Origin of the sequence: Pseudomonas sp. FSL W5-0203 (assembly GCF_001896155.1) — a bacterium.
GTDB classification, from domain to species: domain Bacteria; phylum Pseudomonadota; class Gammaproteobacteria; order Pseudomonadales; family Pseudomonadaceae; genus Aquipseudomonas; species Aquipseudomonas paracarnis.
Genome location: NZ_MPOR01000005.1, coordinates 187545 through 211168 on the forward strand (window position 1 = coordinate 187545; position 23624 = coordinate 211168).

Genomic DNA, 23624 nt, shown 5'->3' on the forward strand with positions numbered 1-23624 from the left:
ATCGCCGCAACCGGGGCCGTCGACACGGCGGTAACGAGCCGGGCAGGCCTTCAGTTGTCGTAACCCAGGTTCGGCGCCAGCCAGCGCTCTGTGACGCTCAGGTCCTGGCCTTTGCGTGCGGTGTAGCTGGTCACCTGATCCTTGTCGACTTTGCCCACCGCAAAATACTGCGCCTGTGGGTGGGCAAAGTACCAGCCACTGACCGCCGCCGCCGGGAACATCGCGTAGTGCTCGGTCAGGAATACGCCGCTGCGCCCGGCGTGCATTTCACGCGCCTCTGGGTCCAGTAGTTGAAACAGCTGGGCCTTTTCTGTGTGGTCCGGGCACGCCGGGTAGCCGGGGGCAGGGCGTATGCCGCTGTACTGCTCCTTGATCAGTGCTTCGTTGTCCAGTTGCTCGTCCTTGGCATAACCCCAGTGCTCTTTACGCACTTGCTGGTGCAGCCATTCGGCGCAGGCTTCGGCGAGACGGTCGGCGAGGGCCTTGACCATGATCGAGTTGTAGTCATCGCCGGCGTCCTGGTAAGCCTTGGCCACTTCTTCGGCACCGATGCCGGCGGTGGTGATGAAACCACCGATATAGTCGGTCACGCCGCTGTCCTTGGGCGCGACGAAGTCGGCCAGGGAAAAGTTCGGCTTGCCGTCGGTCTTGATGATTTGCTGGCGCAAGTGATGCAGTTTGGCGATGGGCTGGCCGTCGTCACCGTAGACTTCCAGATCATCGTCCTGCACCTGGTTGGTCGGCCAGAAACCGAACACCGCACGGGCGCTGATGAGTTTTTCGTCGATCAACTTCTTGAGCATTTCCTGGGCATCGGCATACAGCGCGGTGGCGGCTTCACCCACCACTTCATCGGTGAGGATGCGCGGGAACTTGCCGGCCAGGTCCCAGGAGATGAAGAACGGCGTCCAGTCGATGTATTCGGCGAGGACGTTGAGGTCGATATTGTCCAGCACCCTGGCGCCGGTAAAGGTCGGTTTGACCGGGGTGTAGCCGCTCCAGTCGAACTGCGGCTTCTTGGCGATGGCCGCCGGGTAGCTCAGGCGCTCGGTGCGTGCACTACGGTTGGAGGTGCGCTCACGTACGTCGATGTATTCCAGACGGGTCTTTTCGACGAAGCCGGCCTTCAACTCCTTGGACAGCAACTGGGTGGCCACGCCCACGGCGCGGGAGGCGTCGGTGACGTAGATCACCGCGTCGTTGCTGTACTTGGGCTCGATCTTCACCGCCGTGTGCGCCTTGGAGGTGGTGGCGCCCCCGATCATCAGCGGCAGGTGGAAATCCTGGCGCTGCATCTCGCGGGCCACATGCACCATTTCATCCAGAGACGGGGTGATCAGGCCGGATAGACCGATGATGTCGCACTTCTGCTCCTTGGCCACCTGCAGGATCTTCTCCGCCGGTACCATCACCCCCAGGTCGACGATGTCATAGCCGTTGCAACCCAGCACCACGCCGACAATGTTCTTGCCGATGTCATGCACGTCGCCCTTGACCGTGGCCATCAGGATCTTGCCCTTGGCTTCAGGCTTGTCGCCTTTTTCCAGCTCGATGAACGGGATCAAGTGCGCCACCGCCTGCTTCATCACCCGGGCGGATTTCACCACTTGGGGCAGGAACATCTTACCGGCGCCGAACAGGTCGCCGACGATGTTCATGCCGGACATCAGCGGGCCTTCGATCACTTCGATCGGGCGCGCAAACGACAGGCGCGATTCTTCGGTGTCTTCGACAATGTGCGTGGTGATGCCCTTGACCAGCGCGTGTTCCAGACGTTTGTTGACCTCCCAGCCACGCCATTCCTCGGTCTCGGCTTCCTTGACGCTGCCGTCGCCCTTGTACTTGTCGGCAATCGCCAGCAGGGCGTCGGTGCCGTCCGGCGTACGGTTGAGTACCACGTCTTCGACGGCGTCACGCAGCTCGGCGGGGATCTGGTCGTAGATCTCCAACTGGCCGGCGTTGACGATACCCATGGTCAGGCCCGCACGGATCGCATGCAGCAGGAACACCGAGTGGATCGCTTCGCGCACCGGGTTGTTGCCCCGGAACGAGAACGACACGTTGGACACGCCACCGGAGGTCAGCGCGTAGGGCAACTCATCACGGATATAGGCACAGGCGTTGATGAAATCGACGGCATAGTTGTTGTGCTCTTCGATACCGGTGGCGACCGCGAAGATGTTCGGGTCGAAGATGATGTCTTCCGGCGGGAAACCGACATCATTGACCAGGATGTCGTAGGAGCGTTTGCAGATTTCTTTCTTGCGCGCTTCGGTGTCAGCCTGGCCGGCTTCGTCGAACGCCATCACCACCACCGCCGCGCCGTAGCGCTTGCACAGCTTGGCGTGGTGAATGAACTGCTCTACGCCTTCCTTCATGCTGATGGAGTTGACGATGCCCTTGCCCTGGATGCACTTGAGCCCGGCTTCGATCACTTCCCACTTGGAAGAGTCGATCATGATCGGTACGCGGGAGATGTCTGGCTCACCGGCGATCAGATTGAGGAAGGTCACCATGGCCTTCTTCGAATCCAGCATGCCCTCGTCCATGTTGATATCGATCACCTGGGCGCCGGCTTCCACCTGCTGCAGGGCGACTTCCAGGGCTTCGGTGTAGTTGTCTTCGCGGATCAGGCGGGCGAACTTGGCTGAGCCTGTGATGTTGGTACGTTCGCCGACGTTGACGAACAGCGAACGGCGATCAATGGTGAACGGCTCCAGGCCTGATAGGCGGCAGGCCTTGGGAATGTCCGGGATCGGGCGCGGCGCGTAACCGGCCACGGCCTTGGCGATGGCTTCAATATGGCCCGGTGTGGTACCGCAGCAGCCGCCGACGATGTTGAGAAAGCCGCTCTGGGCGAACTCTTCGATGACCTTGGCGGTTTGCGATGGCAGCTCGTCGTACTCGCCGAATTCGTTGGGTAGGCCAGCATTAGGGTGCGCCGAAACGTGGGTGTTGGCCTTGTTCGACAACTCCTCCAGGTAGGGGCGCAGTTCGCTGGCGCCGAGGGCGCAGTTCAAACCGACCGAGATCGGCTTGGCGTGGGCCACGGAGTTCCAGAACGCTTCGGTGGTCTGGCCCGACAGGGTTCGGCCGGAGGCGTCGGTGATGGTGCCGGAGATCATGATCGGCAGTTCCACGCCCAGTTCCTCGAACACCCCTTGCACGGCGAAAATCGCGGCCTTGGCGTTAAGGGTGTCGAAGATGGTTTCGATCAGGATCAGGTCGGCGCCGCCTTCGATCAGGCCCTTGGTGGCTTCGGTGTAGTTTTCCACCAGCTCATCGAAGGTCACGTTGCGGTAGCCGGGGTTGTTGACGTCTGGCGACAGCGAGCAGGTACGGCTGGTCGGGCCCAGTACACCGGCGACAAAACGCGGTTTGGCCGGGTTCTCGTGGGTTTTGGCGTCGGCCACCTTGCGCGCCAGGCGTGCGCCTTCCACGTTCAGTTCATAGGCCAGTTCTTCCATGCCGTAATCGGCCATGGAGATTCGCGTGGCGTTGAAGGTGTTTGTTTCAAGGATGTCGGCGCCGGCGTCCAGGTAGGCTTTTTCAATGCCGCCGATCACGTCCGGGCGGGTCAGCACCAGCAGGTCGTTGTTGCCCTTGACGTCGCTTGGCCAATCGGCGAAGCGTTTGCCACGGTAGTCCTGCTCCTCGAGTTTATAGCTCTGGATCATCGTGCCCATGCCACCATCAAGGATCAGGATGCGTTCCTTGAGGGCTTGGTGAAGGGCTTGCAGGCGAGCGCTACGATCGGGCATGGGACTACTCTGGTCAGGCATTACGGAGGGCGTGAATCATAGCAAACCTGTGCCGATTTGGAGCATGTCCGGGTTGTGCATGAATATCGCTCATGTTGCTGGCGGTCATGGCCCGGTAGAATCACCGCCATTTCACAGACCGCACGCCTTGAATCGGGACCCGATACATGTCACTTCGTTTGATCGTCAGCGCCGTCCTGGCCTTGATAGCCAGTACTGCGCAGGCAGAGGGTCCCGCTTCGGCGATTTCCTATACCCGCGATATCCAACCGATCTTCACCGAGAAATGCGTGGCCTGCCACGCCTGCTACGACTCCGCCTGCCAGCTCAACTTGGGGAGCGCCGAGGGCGCCGCACGCGGGGCAAGCAAAATGCCGGTGTATGACGGCGAGCGCAGCCAGGCCACGCCAACGACGCGTTTGTTTTATGACGCATTCGGGAAGCAGGCGTGGCAGCAAAAGGGCTTCTATTCGGTGCTGGACGCCCAGGGCAGCCAGGCTGCGCTGATGGCGCGCATGCTGGAGCTGGGGCACAACGCGCCGCTGGCGCCCAATGCCAAGCTGCCCGACAACATTGTGCTGGGGCTCAACCGCGAAAATATGTGCGCAACGCCCGGCGAGTTCAGTGCCTATGCCGGCGCTCACCCCAAGGAAGGTATGCCGCTGGCGGTCACCGGCCTGACCGATCAGCAATACCAGACTTTGCAACGCTGGCTGGCCTCCGGCGCGCCGATTGACGAGCAGGGCCTGGCGCCGAGTGCCAGGGAAGCGTTGCAAGTGCAACAGTGGGAAAACCTGTTCAACCAGCCGGGCGCCCGGGAAAGCCTGGTGGCGCGCTGGCTGTTCGAGCATTTGTTCCTGGCGCATATCTATTTCGAGAACGGCGAGCCGGGGCATTACTTCCAGTGGGTGCGTTCGCGTACGCCCAGTGGCCAGCCGATTGACCTGATCGCCACACGTCGCCCCAACGACGACCCAGGCACCCAGGTGTACTACCGCCTGTGGCCAGTGCAGGGCGTGATCGTGCATAAAACCCACATCACTTACCCCTTCAGCGCGGCGAAGATGGCGCGGATCAAGGCGTTGTTCTACGCCGGCGACTGGCAGGTCACGGCCTTGCCAGGCTATGGCCCCGGCAGCCGGGCCAATCCGTTCGCGACATTCGAAGCCATCCCGGCTAAAGCGCGCTACCAATTCATGCTCGATAACGCTGAGTACTTCGTGCGTACCTTCATTCGCGGGCCGGTGTGCCGTGGGCAGATCGCCACGGACGTGATCCGCGATAACTTCTGGACGCTGTTCCAGGACCCCGACCACGATCTGTACATCACCGATGCGCGTTATCGCGGCCAGGCCACGCCGTTGCTGGCCATGCCCGGGCAGAATGACGACGTGGGCAGTGTGCTGAGCCTGTGGCTGGCCTATCGCGACAAGCGCAACCAGTATGAAGCCTTGCGCCGTGACAACTATGCAGACCTGCCGGCGCCGAGCTGGTCGACATTGTGGGCGGGCAATGACAACGCCTTGTTGAGCATTTTCCGCCATTTCGACAGCGCCTCGGTGACCAAGGGCCTGATTGGCGAGGTTCCGCAGACGATGTGGCTGTTCGACTACCCACTGCTGGAACGCACCTATTACCAGCTAGCGGTGAATTTCGATGTGTTTGGCAACGTCTCGCACCAGGCCCAGACCCGCCTGTATTTCGACCTGATCCGCAACGGCGCCGAGCAGAACTTCCTGCGCCTGATGCCCGCCGACACCCGCGAAGACTTCCTGGACGACTGGTACCAGAACAGCGGCAAGCTCAAGCTGTGGCTGGACTACGAAGCGATTGACGATGACAAGGCCAGTGGTTTGCACCTGAGCGAGAAGGACCCCAAGCGTGACTTCGCCAACCAGTTGCTGACCCGCTACGGCCATTTGAACGCCAGCCCCGACCCGATCAACCGCTGCAGCGGCGCGTTCTGCTCCCGCGACGGCATTGACCCGGCCTTGCAGGATGCCGAGCAAGCCCTGAGCCGCCTGACCTCGCGGCCGGCGGCGGGGCTCAAGGTGATCGAGCAATTGCCCGAAGCCACGATGCTGCGCATCGAAACCGCCAGCGGCAAGCGCGAGGTCTACAGCCTGCTGCGCAACCGTGCCCACAGTAACGTGGCGTTCCTGCTGGGAGAGGCGTATCGCTATCAGCCGGGGCTGGACACGGTGACGATCTACCCAGGCGTGCTCAGCAGCTACCCGAACTTCATGTTCAATATCCCGGCCCGGCAAGTGCCTGAGTTTGTCGCGCAGATGGAGCAGGCCAAGGACGCCAAGAGCTTCGAGAAAATCGTCGACCGCTGGGGTGTGCGCCGCAGTCACCCGCTGTTCTGGCAGTACTTCCATGACTTGTCGCGGTACATTCACGAAACCACGCCGGTGGAAGAGGGCGTATTGGACATGAACCGCTATGAGAACCTATAACGAAGTGCATTGATCCGGTCATTTCTGCATGCGGGGCTGAAGCAGTCGGATATTTACCTACATATTGGAAAGGGTATGCCGATGCTGATTTCAGTGCAGTTGTTGCGCGCGTTGGCTGCATGGGTAGTGGTGGGTCACCACGTCATGCAGCTGTTTTTCAACTTCGAGGCCCACAACGCCTTGGAGGACCTGTTGGTCGAAAAGGGCGGCGCCGGGGTGGACGTATTCTTCGTCATCAGCGGCTTGGTGATTTTCCTCGCGAGCGCCGATAAAGCGCTGACACCCTGGCGCTTCATGCTGATGCGCGTGGCCAGGATTGCTCCGGCGTACTGGTTCTATACCGTGCTTTTGGCTGTGCTGGTCACGGCCATGCCCTGGATGTTTCCAGACGTTCAGCTAGAACTGGGTCATGTGCTCCTGTCGATGCTCTTTATCCCCGCGCAAAACCCGGCGGGCTACGGCGTGTATCCACTGCTGGATGTGGGCTGGACGTTGAATTTCGAGATGCTGTTCTACTGCCTGTTCGCTGTTGCGCTGCTGGTGCGTGAAGCCTGTCGGCTGTGGGTGGTGGCGGCGCTGTTGTATCTGCTGTGCTACGTCATTGGCCCCGCCTTTGACTTGGCCGACGGGTTTTACCGTAATGACATTGTCCTGGAGTTTCTCATGGGCGTGGCGATCGGCATGCTCTACCGCCGCGGTCTGTGCCGGTCCAGGCCGTGGCTGGCGTTGCTGGGCGTCGTCGCGGCATTGGCGGCGATCTACCATGGCGTGGATGCCCCGCGCGCGTTGGAATGGGGAGTGCCCAGCGCCGTGCTGGTGATCAGTTGTGTGGCGCTGGAGCCTTACTTCCATGGTTCGCGCTTGATAAAACTGCTGGGAGACTGCTCCTACTCGGTGTATCTGCTTCACGTACTGGTGCTATGCGCTGGGCGCTGGGCCATCGAGCACAGGGCAATAGACCCCTACGCAATGATACCGGTGTGCATCGCTGTCATTGCGCTGGGCGCATGGGCCAGTTACCAGGTGTTGGAGAAGGCTACGCATCGCAGGCTCAAACATTGGTTTGGCATTGATGATGCGTTACCCATCAGGCAAAAGCATTAGGACCGCCGTTTGGCGGCTCAGGGCCTCACGTACTTCCAGTAGGCTTTACCATAGTCCATCAGCAACTCGGTCCCGGCAGGGATATCCCGCCAAGCGACTATGAACACCATGTATTTGCCTACATACACGGCGCCGACATTTTCGATGCCAACGTCGGGCAGATTGGGCACCTTGACCGCATTGATCAGGCTTAGCGTGTTGCTGTTACCGTGGCCGCTGATAGTCGCGCCATGAGTGTGGGTCTGGAATAAATACGTGCCGACGGCCGCTTCACCTTTTTCCAGTATCTCGGTATTGATCGAGGCTTGATCCAAGTGCAGCTTGCCGGTATACGGCCCAAGGACATCGAAGCGTTTTATATCGGTTCTGGCTACGACCGACAGGCCACGCTCTGGGCCCTCCTGCAGTTTCTTGACCTCCAAAAGGCGATCAAGCCGGCGATGATGATTGCCTTCCTTGGCGATCCATTCACGGATACTCTTGGTTGCAGCCTCTTTGACTTCGACGTATTGCAGGCCGGTGAACTCGTCAAAAAACTGGTTGGCGTCGGTGATCTCTATTTTTTGCAACGGACCTTCAAGTTCAAGGGTCAAGCTGCGCCTGACGTCGTTGGGGTCTTGCAGAATTGGCGCATTATTGTTGATTTTATGATCAAAAGACGCCGTGATTGAAGTGGATCGGCGCCGCGTGGGTGTGGCGTCATCGTCCAGCCGCGGACGTTTTGAGCTACCTGCCGTGGGGGGCGCAGGCCGCTTCCTGGCCACGGGCTCGTCCACCGGGCTTCGTTGTCCGAACAGCCACCTTTCTCTACCGGCGCGGGTCATGCTGCCATTGTCATTGACGTAGTCACTCCAGATAACCGGGTTGAGGTTGTTCTGCTCGACAAATGCGTGCATGGACACCCTTGAGTTGGTGGCGTTGTAGTGCTTGTTCCACTCTTGCAGGTGTTCGGGTTTCAGGTCGTCGAATTGTTCACCTCTGGCGTATTTGGCGAGTACTTTGCCTGCCGCTCGATAGGTGCCATCAATGTTTACATGCTCGGCAAAGGCCACCGGGTCCAGGTTATGGTCGGCGGCGAAGCCTTCAAGGGTGAGGCTGTTGCGCTCGCGCTGGGACGCCTTGCGCCAGTGCTCCATATGCTCGTAAGTGACGCAGGTGCGGGCGGTCCCTGCACGGTCCAGCATCTTTCGCCCTCGGGGTGTCAGGGTGTTGCGGCTGTTGACGAACTGCCGAAAGGCGCTGGGGTCCAGGTTGTAAGTGCTGACGAAGTTGTCCATGGTTTTTTTCAGGGCGTCTTCACTGGCCTCGGTCCATTTCAACAGCACTGAGGGCGTTACCACGCTTGGCGCATCCGGCGCGCCGCCCGCGAGCTTGATCGGGCCTGAATACCAATGACCAGGCTCCACCGACGACAGCGTGATCGACAAATCGCGATTGCTCCTCGGATTGACCAGTACGATAGAAAAGCTGGTGTCGGCGCCCGCGGCGGCCTCCTGAATGAACCCATAGGAATTGTCGCGGACCTGGTACACCGCGATTTTGCCTTTGTCATCAACATTACAGATGAACTTCTGGTTGTAGTCCGCTCGGGAGAAGATACCGCGTGCGTCGGGCTTGAGGCCTCTGATCAACTCCGGGTCAACCGCGTACTGACGAATCAACGGGCTGCTGTTGCTGATGACCGTGATCGGCTCTCTAAAGCGCGGCCCGAAGGCTTTATTGGAGGCGGTATCGATCAAGCGATAATCCGGCGCCTCGAGGCTGCCGACGTTGCGCATCGGGACATTGGCGAAGCCGTCCACGGTAAACAGTTGATCGCCCGCCTGCAGCGGCTTCCAGCTGTCAGGGTCAACCGAGCGTATGTGCCTTGCGGCGATCGTCCCATCGCGCAGCTGGGCAATACCCCGTTTTGCCTGGCGCATCAATTTATGTCCCAGCTTGAGCAAACCAAAGCGCGCGAGCCTGAGCAGGCTGGGCAGGGCGGCCAGGGGGTTGAGTTCGTGGAGCGTGGCAATTACCAGCTTCCCGGTCAGTTTCGCGAGCTTAGGCAGCGCCAGGCGCAGCCCGGTCTTGCCTGCGTGGATGAGCAGGCGGGTGGAGCCGGCCACATACCGCCCTACCGGCAACGCGAAAGCTACGATGTCAATGAACAGGCCGGCGACGCCTGACTTGATGCGCTGGGGATCACCGGAGGCGATGTCGTCGATACCGCCCCAAAACGGGATAAAAATCTTGCCCCAGAACGCCAAGTCTTCGAGTACCTCAGCGGGAATGTCTACCTCCCGCGTGTCTTTGCGGGTTTTTTCCAGGAGGGCTTGCTCATCGCAGAAAAACAGCTCGCGGGCAATCATGCTTGCCAGGGTTTCACTGCGCGGCGCATACAGCGTGTTGGGCGCGAACGATGGGATGCGCGGCCCTGCGTCGATGCCAGGCAGTGTCTCGCCGACTTGTTCAACGATCAACTCAGCTTTTTTGCCTGGTCTGGGCGCTTTGTTCTCGCGGTAAGCCTCTCGATCAAACGGTACTTCGGTGGCCAGCCTGTACTTGTCCCAGCTCATGGCGTCGCGTAGCTCTACCACTTTGCCGTTTAGCGGTAGGCTTTGCAGGTCTTTGCGTCGACGCAGCAGGCCGGCGAAGGGGAATACCTCGATGTAGATGGCATGGAGGGGCGAGCGGGGCTTGGCGATGCGTAGGATAAAACCTGTCCGGTAACGAACGGCATCGGTCTTGGCTTTGGTTTCATATTCGATGGGCACCTTGTCCAGGGCTTCTCTTAATGAATACACGGTGATCTCGTCCTGATCCACATCCAGGGTCGCATTGCCCAGGTGCGCAAGCAGTGACTGGATTAAGGTCTTGTAGGCGTTTCTCGGCACCTCAAGGGCTTCGCGAAAGGCTTTGTCGTACTCCATGTCCGAGACAAAGCGCCAACGGCTGGGCAGTTTGAGTTTGAGGTTCTGAATTGCGTTGAACATCTCATATTCATGCTGCTCCAGGGCGGTGACGGCCTGGGTGAGTTCATCCCGTGAGTGGCCCGACGATCGGCTGGCGATCAGGCCGTTGGCCTGTGCCCATTGCACGGTGGGGCCCAACTTGGCCGCTGCGACCAGTGCCTGTTGTTTAATGTCATCGCCGCTGGCGCGAAAGTGTTCCGCCGCCAGGTTGAGCAATTGTTCGAAACTCATGTGGCGCGATGAACCCGGTGCAATCGTTTCGGCCAGCAGAAAGCCGCTTCTGAAATTGACCCAGGTACTGGTGGCAGCGTAGGGGAGGTCATCGGGAATATCGGCCACCCAGACTTCGCTGGCAACATTGGCCTTGAGGACGCACACCGCCAATTGTGCCGCGTCAGCGCTGATCGACAAGCTATGTTCATAGCGGCTGATCAAGGATTGGCGGACCGACGAATAAGACGCGCCAGGCGCGATGAATAGTTTCAATTCGTTGTCGATCAGCGAGTCGGTGCTGGGAATGATCGTCAGCCACAACGCGCGCCACAGTAATTTCACCCGTACCGGGTCTGGGCAGATTTCGTCCTTCTGGCTGCCATACCAGTCCAAGGCCTTGGCAATCCGTTCGCCCAGTGCCAGGTTATCGGGGCTATTGAGCAATTGATCGAGCAGCACGGTGGGGGTGGTGGTGAGCATGTCCTGTTGTGAGGCGGTGAATGTTTCGGGCAATACATGACGGAACAGCGATTGACGGGTTTGTGTTTCGATCTGGCGGATAATCTCCTTGATTTTCTGGTCGGCAGGCGCATCCAGCAAGTGCTGCAAATCGCTGAGGTTGCCTTCGTGTCCGAGTTTTTTCAGGGTGTGATGTTCCTGCAAGACAGCGAGAACCGCTTTCCACTGCTCGCGGGTTTTGGGCTGTGCCGGGATGATCGAGTAATACTTGAGCACCAGATCAAACCGCACCGAACCGTCGCTTTTGAGGCCGTTACCCACACGCCGGTTGATATCCAGCAACACGTCGGCGTCGATGTACCAATAGGTGGGCATATGGCGCAGGATGACCGAATGGTCGGCAATGCTGAACGTTTCGGCAGGGTCGGGTATCGGTGAGCGCGTGCTGCTGAACAAGGTGGAGAGCAGGTCGTAAAGGAAGTCCCGGCCGATAATGGAATCATCCGGTTCGGGCTTTTCCCGCAGGAAGCGCTGAAAGTCTTCATCGGCTTCCAGCTTTGCCAAGACTCGAAAGGCTTCCTTGCACTCGCGATGCAGTTCGCTGTTGTGCGGGGGGCAGTAGTACACCTCGGCGGCGGATGCCGTCAGCGAGCCTTGTGTCGTCACGAAATCAATCAGATGGTCCAAATGCACTTGCTGTTCCGGCAAGCCCTTGAAATAGAAGCTCTGCAATGCGTTATTCATTCAATCCTCACAATCCGTAGTCGAAGAGGATTCACTCTATTGAGCCGGGGTTTGCGGGGGGGGCTATATAGGTAGGCACAGGTTTTCGCAGAAATGGCCAGGTGTCACGATGCGTCAGGCCAACAGGAACAGGTCTTTCCCGACAAAAATACTCGGACTTTGTACCTGCGTAATAATTTGGCGTAAACTGCGGGCAAGCCTGTGAGGAGTTTCCATGACTGCCATAACCATTACCGACGCCGCCCACGATTACCTGGCTGACCTGCTGTCCAAGCAGAACACCCCGGGTATCGGCATCCGCGTCTTTATCACCCAGCCCGGCACCCAGTATGCCGAGACTTGCATTGCCTACTGCAAGCCCGGCGAAGAGAAGCCTGAAGACACCGCCCTGGGGCTCAAAAGCTTCACCGCGTACATCGATGCCTTCAGCGAAGCCTTTCTTGACGACGCCGTGGTCGACTACGCCACCGACCGTATGGGCGGCCAGTTGACCATCAAAGCGCCCAACGCCAAGGTGCCGAACGTCAACGCCGACAGCCCGGTCAACGAGCGCATCAATTATTACCTGCAAACCGAGATCAACCCGGGGTTGGCCAGCCACGGCGGCCAGGTGAGTCTGATCGACGTGGTGGATGACGGTATCGCCGTGCTGAAATTCGGCGGCGGCTGCCAGGGCTGCGGCCAGGCGGACGTGACCTTGCGTGAGGGCATCGAGCGCACGCTGCTGGAACGTATTCCTGAACTCAAGGGTGTACGTGACGTGACTGATCACACGCAGAAAGAAAACGCCTACTACTGAGTAAGGTGTTCACTGCGAACATAAAAGACGGCGCCTCGTGAGCGCCGTTTTTTATTATTTAAATTCATAGAGTTGCAAAATATATCTGATAAAGCAGATCAAGTTTGGGAGCTGGCTTCAGGGGCGATAGAGGTGCGCATGCCCTGCGCGGTACAGCGACGACTCGCTGAAGCTGTCACTGGCCAACACCTGCCCCACCACAATCAACGCTGTCCGCCGAAACCCCTTCGCCGCAACTTTCTCGGCAATGTCACTCAGCGTACCGACCACCCAATCCTGATCCGGCCAGGTGGCACGGTGTACCACGGCAATCGGGCAGTCCGAACCGTAATGCGGCAGCAGCTCGGCAACGATTTTCTCCAGATGATTGACCCCCAGATGAATCGCCATCGTGGTGCCATGTCGCGCCAGGCTGTCGAAGTCTTCACCGGGGGGCATGCTGGTTTTATCGGCGTAACGGGTCAGGATCACGCTTTGGGCGATGTCCGGCAGGGTCAGTTCGGTCTCCAGCAGGGCCGCGCACGCGGCGACCGCCGTGACCCCTGGAATGATCTGGAAAGGGATGCCCAGCTCACGCAAATGGCGTATTTGTTCACCAATCGCCCCATACAGGCTGGGATCACCGGAGTGCACCCGCGCCACGTCCTGGCCTTGGGCATGGGCCGTCTTGATCAGCTCGATGATCTGCTCCAGGTGCAGTTCGGCGCTGTTGACCACCTGGAGCGCCTGATGACCTTCCAGCACGGCGGCGGGCACCAGCGAGCCGGCGTAGATGATCACCGGGCAACTGCGGATCAGCCGCTGGCCCTTGACGGTGATCAATTCCGGGTCACCGGGGCCGGCGCCGATAAAGTAGACGGTCATGGAGAAATCCTGTTGAAAAACGGGCGAGCATGAACACGGCTCATGCTCAAGAGCGGAAATTATCGGGTTTTTAGCCCGCGCAGGCTAACGCAAAGGTGGCCTGCGCGCTTTTTTGACGGGTGATCAGCAGGCGGGCAGGGCTGTCGGACAGCTGTTCGGCGAGGGCCAGGGCGGCGCTTTCGGCCACGCCGTAACAGCCGGTGTGAGCAAAAGCCAGCGCTGAGCGATGGCTCAGCCGATGTTCATAGCCCGCCAGGTGCTCGGCGCTGAAGCACTGCAAGGGCAGGTTCAATCGCTGGGCCAGTGCCAGCAGCCCAGGTTCATCGCGTTTGTGGTCAATGCTTGCCAGCGCGGTCACGCGTGAGCGATCAATGCCGGCCTCGACCAGGGCGCTGTCGAGCAACGCCAGCAGGCTGTGAACCTCACAGCCCCGCTGGCAGCCCAAACCGACAACCAGGATCATGCCGAGTATTGGTCGTCGCGGTTGCGGCGGAACAACCATGCGCTGATCAGGCCCAAGGCCAGCCAGAAAGCAACGTTGGTCAATTGCGAGGCGATCTTGAACTGCGCTTCGAGCGCCTCCGGGGCCAGCATCGAATGTACCTCAGGTTGCGGCGCGCCGATGACGTGGGGCACGGCAAGAATCGCCAGCCCAAGGCCTTTCAACAGCCAGTTGCGGCCGAACACGATCAGCGCCAGGCCGGCGGCGGTGGAGGCTGCGGTGCCGATCCACCAGGTCTGGCGCAGTGTCAGGTCCGCCGCCGCAGTGCCCGGCAGTTCCGGTGGCAGGCCCAGGGTGGGTGCCAGTACAAAGGTCGCGTAGCCGGCCAGGCCCCAGAGCAGGCCTTGCGCGGTGCGGGTCGGCGCACGCAGCGTGTAGAGGCCGGCGAGCATCAGTGCAAAGCCTACGGCCACCACCAGGTTGCCTCCAGTGGTGGACAACACCCGCTGCCAGCCATCTTCCGGCTCCCAGGCTTGGGCATCGTGGCTGTGGGCTGCAGCGCCAGCGGCGTGCTCATGCACCATTTCGGAGTCTGGCGGGGCTTTTTCAAAGCTTTCCGCCTGCAGAATCAGCGGTGCCACCCAGAAACTTTGCAGCAGGGTGAGCAGCAAGGCAGCCAATAGCCCAGTGAAACCTGCGGTTTGCGCAATACGCTTGATCATGTCGGCAGCTCTCAATGGCACGGGAACGCGGCGCTGTGGCGGGTATCGTGGGCGGCGTTGTGCACTGCCTCGATATGCGAGAACCCGGCGAAATACACCAGGCACGCGCCAAGGATCGACGCACCGATGGCGGCGGTCAGGCGTTGGCTGAGGGTGGCGGTGCTAGTGGCGGTGTGCGAAGTGCTGCTGATGATCGACATGGCGCGTCCCTTTCAGGTGTCAGGGTGAAACGAGCGCATGAAAACCCCACGCGCCAGGCACGCAGGGTTCGAACAGCGCCCGCCCACCGCGGGTTTGTTATCTGAATTTTTCGGGCCGGTCTCCGGGCTTGCGAGGGGCGGCTCTTGAAAGAGTCCTCCTGAAAGCATCGCCTTCCCATGCAAAAGCACAGTGGCCATGACGCTTCGCTCGCTTACCGTTGCGGGGGCAGCACCGGACTTGTCATTGGATTTGACGCACCGGTTTCCCGTTTCACCCTGTGAAGGGCACCCGAAACAAGGTGTGTAGGAGAGCATGGTGTGCAGGTCAGCGTCAATTGGATGAGGACACCTACGAAGTACACGGCGATGAAGTATTTGCAGACGCAATAGGCAGACACGCGATGTATGAAGTGTTTGGGAACGCCTGCGCTTTTTTCGATAACTCAGAAGGAAACCCGGTTTATCTCCCCGCGCAACATTGAAATTAACGGTGGGCTTTATGCGACTTTCCAATACGCTGCAAAGTTTTCATGCGCCGCTTGCTGGCGATCAGCAATCAGCGGTGGCCGATGCGACCCTCAGGCCCAACGACCCCTCTGAATCGAACGTTGATAAACCCTCTTTCACGGTTGATCAGGCCGCGCGTCAAATCACTCGAACCGGCCATCGTTGGTTTGACGCCAATCGCGACGGCATCACGCAGATCTCCTATTCATTCAACAAGCACGCAAGAGGGCACACGGCGTTCAATGCGACCCAGAAAGAGCAGGCCCGGCGCTCGATGCAATCGTGGGAGGATGTCGCGAATGTTTCATTCCAGGAAGGCAGTCGTCGCCCCGAGGGGCTTCTAGCGTTCTCCAATAGCACGGACTACGAGGTCGCCTTCGGCCAGTATCCGGGCCAGGAAGGTAAAGTGCTGATCAATCCCCGATTTGGCACCAATACTAATCCAGCCTTGCACAACCATGGGCGAATGACCCTGACCCATGAAATTGGGCACAACCTGGGCCTGTTACACCCAGGCACCTATAATTTTGGTAATCCCAATTACCGCGATCACGCCTTATATGCTCAGGATACGCGGGCTTACAGCGTGATGAGCTACTTCGATGCACCTGAAGCGGGTAAACACTTCAATGGAAAGTTACCGTCGGCGCCGATGATGGATGATATCGCCGCTGCGCAGCGGGTTTATGGTGCCAATAACACGACGCGCAATTCAGATACCACCTATGGCTTCAACTCCAATGCGGGACGAGACTATCTGGAGTTGAACTCGCGTCACGATACGGCCTTGTTTTGTGTATGGGACGGTGGTGGTGTCGATAAGTTTGACTTTTCCAAGTATCACCAAAACCAGACTATCAATTTGCGGGCGGAGTCCTTTTCGGATGTTGGCGGCCTGGTGGGGAATGTTTCCATTGCCAAGGGGGTTACGCTGGAGAATGCAATCGGCGGCTCCGGGCATGACTCGATCATTGGTAACCAAGCAAACAACGTGCTTAAAGGTGGGGCGGGTGCGGATCGACTCCGAGGTGCGGGGGGCGCTGACACCTTCGCTTACGACAATGCCAGCGACTCCACGCCGGAATATCCCGATCAGATTATGGATTTTGTCACGGGTGTGGACAGAATCGATCTGTCGAACCTGCTGGGCAACGCGGGGGTTGATGCCCTGAGGTTCGTCAGGCGGCTGACGGGCAAACCAGGTGAAGCGATTCTGGATTACAACCGTACGACTAACCTGTCTAGGCTGGCCATCGACCTCACAGGGAATGGCCGATTTGATTTTTTCCTCAAGGCTTACGGCCCGATCAATGTGCCCGACATCATCACCGCCAATCCTGGCAGGCAGCGCTACGCCTAGTTGGCCGCTGCCTGGACCGACTTGCCGGTAGGTGCTTGAGCATTGACCGCCTGCCGTGCACTGCGTAGCCTTGCACCCTCGAGGTTCTTCGGCCCAGGCCGAAGCTAAGAAGGGAACGCGGTTCAAGCCGCGGCTGCCCCCGCAACTGTGAAGGGTTCAGTTGACTGCCACGCCACTGCCGATAGGGCGGGAAGGCGCAGTCAGCGTTGGTCGCAAGACCTGCACACCCCAAGCCAGGAGACCTGCCTCGCGACTGATTTTCCAATTCAACCGGGCGGGGTGATCCGGTGACGAAATCCGCTGCTGCGCGCCGCCGCAGGGCCTGTCGTCCCGTATGCCCGCCCCAAAGGGCATTCGATGAAAACACTGGCCAAACTTCCCGTCACCATCGTTACCGGCTTCCTTGGCTCGGGCAAAACCACGCTGTTGCGCCATATGCTCGACAACGCCCAGGGCCGTCGCATTGCGGTGATCGTCAACGAGTTCGGCGAGCTGGGCATCGACGGTGAAATCCTCAAGCAGTGTTCTATCGGTTGCACCGAAGAAGAAGCCAATGGCCGCGTCTACGAACTGGCCAACGGGTGCCTGTGCTGCACGGTGCAGGAAGAGTTCTTTCCGGTGATGCGCGAATTGGTCGCCCGTCGCGGTGACCTGGACCATATCCTCATCGAAACCTCGGGCCTGGCCCTGCCCAAGCCGTTGGTGCAAGCCTTCCAGTGGCCGGAAATCCGCAGCGCCTGCACCGTTGACGCGGTGATCACCGTGGTCGACAGCCCGGCCGTGGCCGCCGGTACCTTTGCCGCCTTCCCGGACCAGGTCGACGCCCAGCGCAAACTTGACCCGAACCTGGACCACGAGTCGCCGTTGCATGAGCTGTTCGCCGACCAACTGGCCAGCGCCGACCTGGTGATCCTCAACAAAAGCGACCTGATCAGCGCCGAAGACCTGGCCCGCGTGCGCCTGGAGGTCGCCGAAGAACTGCCGGCCGCGGTGAAGATCATCGAAGCCAGCAGCGGTCGCCTGCCTCTGGACGTGCTGATCGGCCTGGGCGCCGGTTCCGAGGAACATATCGACGGGCGTCACAGCCATCACGACCATCACCACGAAGGTGAAGACGACCACGATCACGATGCCTTCGACTCCATCTCCATCGACTTGCCCCAAGCCGATGAGGCGCTGCTGCTCGACGCCCTGACCCAATTGGTGGTGCAGCACGGCATCCTGCGGGTGAAAGGGTTCGCCGCGATCCCCAACAAACCGATGCGCCTGCTGATCCAGGGCGTGGGCACGCGCTTTGACAAACACTTCGACCGTGCCTGGGGCGCTGACGAAGCACGCACCACGCGCCTGGTGCTGATCGGCCAGGAACTGGACGCCGCTGGCCTCGAAGCGCAATTGCGCGCTGCCCTCAGCGTTTAACCATGCACCTGCTCAGGACCCAACCCGGTGGTTTCGTCGCGGACGACAATATTGCCGACCTTGGCCAGACCCCCGCTGAACTGGTGATCCTGTGCAGCGGCGATTCCAGCCTGGCGCTGCTCGCCGAAGCCGCCCAGCAATTGCCCGAGGATTACCCCAGCCTGCGCCTGGCCAACCCAATGCAGGTGCAGAACCATGCCTCGGTCGACCTGTACGTCGACGAGGTATTGCGCCACGCCAAGGTCATCCTGCTGTCATTGCACGGCGGCATCGGGTATTGGCGCTACGGCATCGAGCGCCTGGTGGAGTTGGCCGAACGCGGCGTCACCCTGATTCTAGTGCCGGGTGACGACCGCCCGGACCCGGAACTCAGCAGCCTGAGCACCGTTGCGGCCGAACACCGCGAGCGCCTGTGGCACTTCCTGCGCCAAGGTGGCCTGGGCAATGCCCTGGATTTTTACCACTGCCTGGCCAGTGCCCACCTGGGACGCGACTATGCCTGGGCCGAGCCGCAAGCGCTGCCGCGCACGGCGATCTATCACCCGCACAACGCCAATGCCCGCCTCAATGACTGGCAGGCCGATTGGCACGCTGATTGGCCGGTGGCTGCGGTGCTGTTCTACCGCTCCCATTTACAGGCGGCCAATACCGGTTTTATTGATGTGTTCTGCCAGCGCTTACAGGCGGCGGGCCTCAACCCCTTGCCTGTCGCGGTGGCCAGTTTGAAAGAACCCGGCTGCCTCACGGTGGTCGAGGACCTGCTGGATGACGTGCAAGCCGCGGTAATTCTGAACACCACCGGCTTTGCCCAATCGAGCCCGGAAGCGCCGCATTTGCGCCCGTTTCGCCGCAATATCCCGGTGATCCAGGCGATCTGCGCCCAGGACAACCAGCCCGGCTGGCAGGCCAGCGAACAAGGCCTGGGGCCCCGCGACCTGGCGATGCACATTGCCTTGCCGGAGTTGGACGGGCGCATCATCAGCCGGCCGATCAGTTTCAAGGACCTGGCCTGGCGCAGCGAGCGCAGCCAGTCGGACGTGGTGTGCTACCGCGCAGCGCCCGAACGCATGGATTTTGTCGCTGAGCTGGCACGCCGTTGGGTCGAGTTGGCGCGGGTGCCCAATGCCGAGAAACGGATTGCGTTGATCCTCGCCAACTACCCGACCCGCGACGGTCGCATCGGCAACGGCGTAGGCCTGGACACCCCTGCGGCAGCGCTGAATATCCTGCGCGCCTTGCAAGCCGAGGGCTACCCGGTGGCGGAGCGGCTGCCCGACAGCGGCACCGCGCTGATCCACGAACTGCTCGGCGGCGTCACCAACGATCTCGACAGCCTCGACCTGCGCCCCTGCCATCAAAGCCTGAGCCTTGTGGAATACCAGGCGATGTTTGATCGTTTGCCGGCCTCCAATCGCCAGGCCGTGCTGGAGCGTTGGGGCGCGCCGCAAAACGATCCGATGTGCCGCGATGGCCGCTTGATGGTCGCCGGCCTGCGCCTGGGCCTGACCTTTGTCGGCATCCAGCCGGCCCGGGGTTACCAGGTAGATGCCAGCGCGGTGTACCACGACCCGGACCTGGTGCCGCCCCATGGCTACCTGGCGTTCTATTTCTGGCTACGCCATACCTACGGCGCCCACGGCGTGATCCATGTGGGCAAGCACGGCAACCTGGAGTGGCTGCCCGGCAAAGGCGTGGGCCTGTCGGAGCACTGCTGGCCGGATGCATTGCTGGGGCCGCTGCCGAATATCTACCCGTTTATCGTCAACGACCCGGGTGAGGGCGCCCAGGCCAAGCGGCGCACCCAGGCGGTGATCATCGACCACCTGATGCCACCGCTGACCCGCGCCGAAACCTACGGCCCGCTGCGTGACCTTGAGTTATTGGCCGACGAATATTACGAGGCGCAATTGCTCGACCCGCGCCGTGCGCTGGAGCTGCAAAAAGACATCCTCAAACTGGTGCGCGAAACCCGTATCGACCAGGAGCTTGAACTGGGCAGTGAGGCGGACGCGGCGGTGTGGCTGCCGCGCCTGGATACCTACCTGTGCGACTTGAAGGAATCGCAGATCCGCGATGGCCTGCATATCTTTGGCGAGTCGCCCGAGGGCCGCTTGCGTATCGACACCTTGCTGGCGCTGTTGCGCATTCCCCGTGGCGATGGCCGGGGCCCGCAGTCGAGCCTGCTGCGAGTGTTGGCCAAGGCATTCGACCTGGGGTTTGATCCGCTCGATTGCGCACTGGCCGAGCCCTGGACGGGGCGGCGCCCGTTGGTGTTGCAGAAGATTGACGATCAGCTGTGGCGTACGGCCGGGGATACCCGTGAACGTCTGGAGTTGTACGCGGCGCGCTTGATCGAGCAGGCACTGGAAGGCCCCATCGAACAGTTGGAAGAGCCCGGCTGGCAGGAGGTGAAGGCGGTGATCGAAGGCCTGCGCATCGTCGTCGCGCCACGCCTGGATGCCTGCGGCCCCGCAGAGATGCGTGGCTTGCTCGATGCCTTGAGTGGGCGTTTTGTCCCGGCGGGGCCCAGCGGTGCGCCGAGTCGCGGTCGGCTGGATGTGCTGCCTACGGGGCGTAACTTCTTTACCGTGGACGTACGCAACCTGCCAACCACCACGGCCTGGCGTCTCGGATTCCAGTCGGCCAACCTGATTCTTGAGCGGCACCTGCAAGACCACGGTGACCACCTGCGTCAGCTCGGCCTGTCGGTATGGGGCACTGCCACCATGCGCACTGGCGGGGACGATATCGCCCAAGCCATGGCGCTGATGGGCGTGCGCCCGGTATGGGCCACCGGCAGCCAGCGGGTGGACGATTTCGAGATCCTGCCGATCAGCTTATTGGACCGTCCGCGCGTGGACGTGACCCTGCGCGTGTCCGGGTTCTTCCGCGATGCGTTTGCCAACCTGATCCGCCTGTTCGATGCGGCGGTGCAGGCGGTGGCGGCCCTGGATGAACCCGACGACATGAACCCGCTGGCCGCCAAAGTGCGCAGTGAACGCCAAGCATTGCTTGAGGCGGGCCTGGATGAAGGTGCCGCGGCCAAGCAAGCCGGCTGGCGCATTTTCGGCGCCAAACCGGGTGCCTATGGCGCGGGCGTGCAGGGCGCGATTGACGGGCGCTTGTGGCAGAGCCGCGAGGACTTGGCCGAGGTCTACCTGAACTGGGGTGGCTACGCTTACGGGGGGGCTGACGAAGGCACTGCGGCCCGCGAGCAATTTGCCCAGCGGTTGAGCCAGGTGCAGGCGGTGTTGCAGAACCAGGACAATCGCGAGCACGACTTGCTCGACTCCAACGACTACTACCAATTCCAGGGCGGCATGCTGGCCGCCGTGGAAACCCTGAGCGGCGAAAAGGCCGCCAGCTACCATGGCGACCACAGCCAGCCGGACGTGCCGAAAATCCGCACCTTGAAGGAAGAGCTCAACCGGGTGATCCGTTCCCGTGCGGCCAACCCCAAGTGGATCGAAGGCGTGAAGCGCCATGGCTATAAAGGCGCGTTTGAAATGGCCGCGACCGTGGACAACCTGTTCGCCTTCGACGCTACCACCGCGCTGATTGACGATCACCAATACGCCTTGCTCGCCGATGCCTACCTGCTGGACCCTGATACCCGTGCCTTTGTGCAACAGCACAACCCAGATGCCCTGCGCGACATGACCGAGCGCATGCTCGAAGCCCAGCAACGTGGCTTGTGGCAGGCACCGGGGGCGTACCGCGAAGCCTTGGAAAACCTGTTGCTGGACATAGAAGAAGACAGCTGAGTGATCGTTCCCACGCTCCGCGTGGGAATGCAGCCCGTGACGCTCTGCGTCACAAGAACGGACGCCGAGCGTCCAGCGAAGCGTTCCCACGCGGGAGCGTTGGAACGAGCTATTAAGAGTTGACTATGACTGATACTCCCCATTTCCCGCTGTCCGCCGTGGTCGGCGCCGATGACTTGAAGCTCGCGCTGTGCCTGGCGGCCATCGACCCGAAGATCGGCGGCGTGCTGATCGAAGGGCCACGGGGTATGGCCAAGTCGACCCTGGCCCGTGGGTTGGCGGACCTGCTGGCCAGCGGGCAGTTTGTCACTTTGCCCCTGGGCGCAACCGAAGAGCGCCTGGTCGGCACCCTGGACCTGGATGCCGCGCTGGGCGAAGGCCGCGCGCAATTCTCCCCCGGCGTGTTGGCCAAGGCCGACGGCGGGGTGTTGTACGTGGATGAAGTCAACCTGCTGGCCGACCACTTGGTGGACCTGCTGCTGGACGTAGCCGCCAGCGGCACCAACCTGATCGAACGCGACGGGATTTCCCATCGCCATGCGGCGCGCTTTGTGTTGATCGGCACCATGAACCCGGAGGAGGGCGAGCTGCGCCCGCAGTTGCTCGACCGCTTCGGCTTCAACGTGGCATTGAGCGGGCAAACCTTGCCCGCCGAGCGCGGGCACATCATCCGTCGTCGCCTGGATTTCGACACTGACCCGGCGGCGTTCTGCGCGCAGTGGGCGCCAGCGCAAGCTGCCTTGCGCGAACGCTGCACCCTGGCGCGGGCACGGCTAGACAGTATCGCCCTGGATGACCAGGCGTTGGCCCACATCACCGAGCGCTGCTTTGCCGCTGGAGTCGACGGCCTGCGTGCCGACCTGGTCTGGTTGCGTGGCGCCCGTGCCCATGCGGCGTGGCGTGGCGCTGTCGCTATTGAGCAGGAAGATATCGACGCGGTGGCGGAGTTCGCCTTGCGCCATCGACGTCAGCAGCAAGCGCCTGCAGGCGCGCCGCCCCCGCCGAATGACGGGCCGTCATCGTCACCCTCCGACACCTCGCCCGGCCAAGGCCAGTGGGGCGATATGCCCGCACCCGCCTTGCCCACGGGCGCCCGCCGCGATGTACCCACCTGGCCAAAAAAGCCCTAGGCATCCGCCCCCGAGCTGACACGGGGGCGGATGCCCGGCCCCAGGCGGGGCGATTGAACACCGGCCGGCAGGGCAAGGCCCGCAGCGCACAGCGCGGGGCGATCAATTGGCCGGGCACGTTGCTGGGTGGGCGGCCGCAATGCCGTGAGGACCTGCTGTTCCACCTGTGCAGCCGGTCGGCTCCTGAACTGTGGCTGGTGATTGTCGATGCCTCGGCGTCCACGCGGCGCCATCGGGCGTTGACCGATGCCAAGGGTTTGTTGGCTCAGCTGTTTGACGATGCTTATCGGCAACGGGCGCGCATGGCGTTATTGACGGCCAGCGGGCAATCGCCGAAGTGGCAGGTGCAAGGCTTGAAGGCGGCGAAAGGCTTGGCCGATTGGTTGGGGCAGTTGGGAGCAGGCGGCGGGACGCCGTTGCTGGCTGCGCTGACGGAGGCGGGGCATTGGTTGGCGGCACGGCGCAAGCGCTATCGGGCCGAGCAACAGAAGCTGCTGGTGGTGACCGATGGGCGGCTCAAGGCGACGGGCGCGCTGCCGCGGTTGGAGTGTCCAGGCATGCTGATTGACATCGAACGTGGGCCTATCAGGTTGGGGCGTGCTGAGGAATTGGCGGTCGGATTGCAGTTGGAGTATCAGCACATCGATAAGTTGTAGCGCCTGGGCTATCGCCATCGCAGGCAAGCCAGCTCCCACATTGTGGCGGCGCCGCCGGTTCCATGTG

Annotated in this window: 14 protein-coding genes and 2 riboswitches; of the genes, 8 read left to right on the top strand and 6 right to left on the bottom strand. The window is 61.1% G+C overall.

The genetic code is table 11. The features are described from left to right. Positions 1–50: 50 nt before the first annotated feature. A complete protein-coding gene (metH, locus tag BOP96_RS07595) occupies positions 51–3761 on the bottom strand; it encodes a methionine synthase (RefSeq protein WP_060767530.1) in 3711 nt (1236 codons plus the stop codon). A 167-nt stretch (positions 3762–3928) separates the two neighbouring features. On the opposite strand from metH, the gene BOP96_RS07600 reads away from it, so the two are divergent. Continuing rightward, on the top strand, positions 3929–6220 hold the full coding sequence (locus BOP96_RS07600) for a fatty acid cis/trans isomerase (protein ID WP_073452313.1): 2292 nt from the start codon (positions 3929–3931) through the stop codon (positions 6218–6220). 81 nt (positions 6221–6301) lie between these two features. Continuing rightward, a complete protein-coding gene (locus BOP96_RS07605; protein ID WP_019820255.1) occupies positions 6302–7324 on the top strand; it encodes an acyltransferase family protein in 1023 nt (340 codons plus the stop codon). 17 nt (positions 7325–7341) lie between these two features. On the opposite strand, the gene BOP96_RS30405 is transcribed toward BOP96_RS07605, so the two are convergent. Continuing rightward, positions 7342–11694, bottom strand: a complete 4353-nt coding sequence (locus BOP96_RS30405; RefSeq protein ID WP_073452315.1) for an SET domain-containing protein — start codon at positions 11692–11694, stop codon at positions 7342–7344. A gap of 214 nt (positions 11695–11908) precedes the next feature. Here BOP96_RS30405 and nfuA point away from each other — a divergent pair, with 214 nt between their 5' ends. Further along, positions 11909–12493, top strand: coding sequence for a Fe-S biogenesis protein NfuA (gene nfuA / locus BOP96_RS07615; RefSeq protein ID WP_003190728.1), 585 nt, complete (start codon positions 11909–11911; stop codon positions 12491–12493). A 117-nt stretch (positions 12494–12610) separates the two neighbouring features. On the opposite strand, the gene cobM is transcribed toward nfuA, so the two are convergent. The 4 genes from cobM to BOP96_RS07635 all read right to left on the bottom strand — a co-directional run bounded on the left by cobM (position 12611) and on the right by BOP96_RS07635 (position 14721). Next, positions 12611–13357 carry a precorrin-4 C(11)-methyltransferase gene (gene cobM, locus BOP96_RS07620; RefSeq protein WP_020301554.1) on the bottom strand — a complete coding sequence of 249 codons (747 nt, stop codon included), beginning with the start codon at positions 13355–13357 and terminating at the stop codon, positions 12611–12613. Between the two features lie 70 nt (positions 13358–13427). Next, positions 13428–13820 carry a cobalamin biosynthesis protein gene (locus tag BOP96_RS07625; protein ID WP_020301553.1) on the bottom strand — a complete coding sequence of 131 codons (393 nt, stop codon included), beginning with the start codon at positions 13818–13820 and terminating at the stop codon, positions 13428–13430. Next, positions 13817–14521, bottom strand: a complete 705-nt coding sequence (locus BOP96_RS07630; protein WP_073452318.1) for a CbtA family protein — start codon at positions 14519–14521, stop codon at positions 13817–13819. The genes BOP96_RS07625 and BOP96_RS07630 overlap by 4 nt, the downstream gene beginning before the upstream one ends. Positions 14522–14532: 11 nt before the next feature. Then, positions 14533–14721 (bottom strand): CbtB domain-containing protein, encoded by a 189-nt coding sequence (locus BOP96_RS07635; RefSeq protein ID WP_003190735.1) that lies wholly within the window; start codon positions 14719–14721, stop codon positions 14533–14535. 96 nt (positions 14722–14817) lie between these two features. Further along, positions 14818–15029: riboswitch (cobalamin riboswitch) on the bottom strand. Positions 15030–15220: 191 nt separating this feature from the next. Here BOP96_RS07635 and BOP96_RS07640 point away from each other — a divergent pair. The 5 genes from BOP96_RS07640 to BOP96_RS07660 all read left to right on the top strand — a co-directional run bounded on the left by BOP96_RS07640 (position 15221) and on the right by BOP96_RS07660 (position 23557). Then, entirely contained in the window at positions 15221–16588 is a 1368-nt protein-coding gene (locus BOP96_RS07640; RefSeq protein ID WP_073452351.1) for a M10 family metallopeptidase C-terminal domain-containing protein, read from the top strand. 64 nt (positions 16589–16652) lie between these two features. Continuing rightward, positions 16653–16852: riboswitch (cobalamin riboswitch) on the top strand. A 93-nt stretch (positions 16853–16945) separates the two neighbouring features. Continuing rightward, on the top strand, positions 16946–18007 hold the full coding sequence (cobW, locus tag BOP96_RS07645) for a cobalamin biosynthesis protein CobW (RefSeq protein ID WP_014718278.1): 1062 nt from the start codon (positions 16946–16948) through the stop codon (positions 18005–18007). 2 nt (positions 18008–18009) lie between these two features. Beyond that, a complete protein-coding gene (gene cobN / locus BOP96_RS07650) occupies positions 18010–21771 on the top strand; it encodes a cobaltochelatase subunit CobN (RefSeq protein WP_073452320.1) in 3762 nt (1253 codons plus the stop codon). 125 nt (positions 21772–21896) lie between these two features. Beyond that, positions 21897–22901, top strand: coding sequence for an ATP-binding protein (locus BOP96_RS07655; RefSeq protein WP_073452323.1), 1005 nt, complete (start codon positions 21897–21899; stop codon positions 22899–22901). Positions 22902–22954: 53 nt separating this feature from the next. Further along, positions 22955–23557, top strand: coding sequence for a vWA domain-containing protein (locus BOP96_RS07660; RefSeq protein ID WP_073452325.1), 603 nt, complete (start codon positions 22955–22957; stop codon positions 23555–23557). Positions 23558–23624 lie beyond the last annotated feature (67 nt).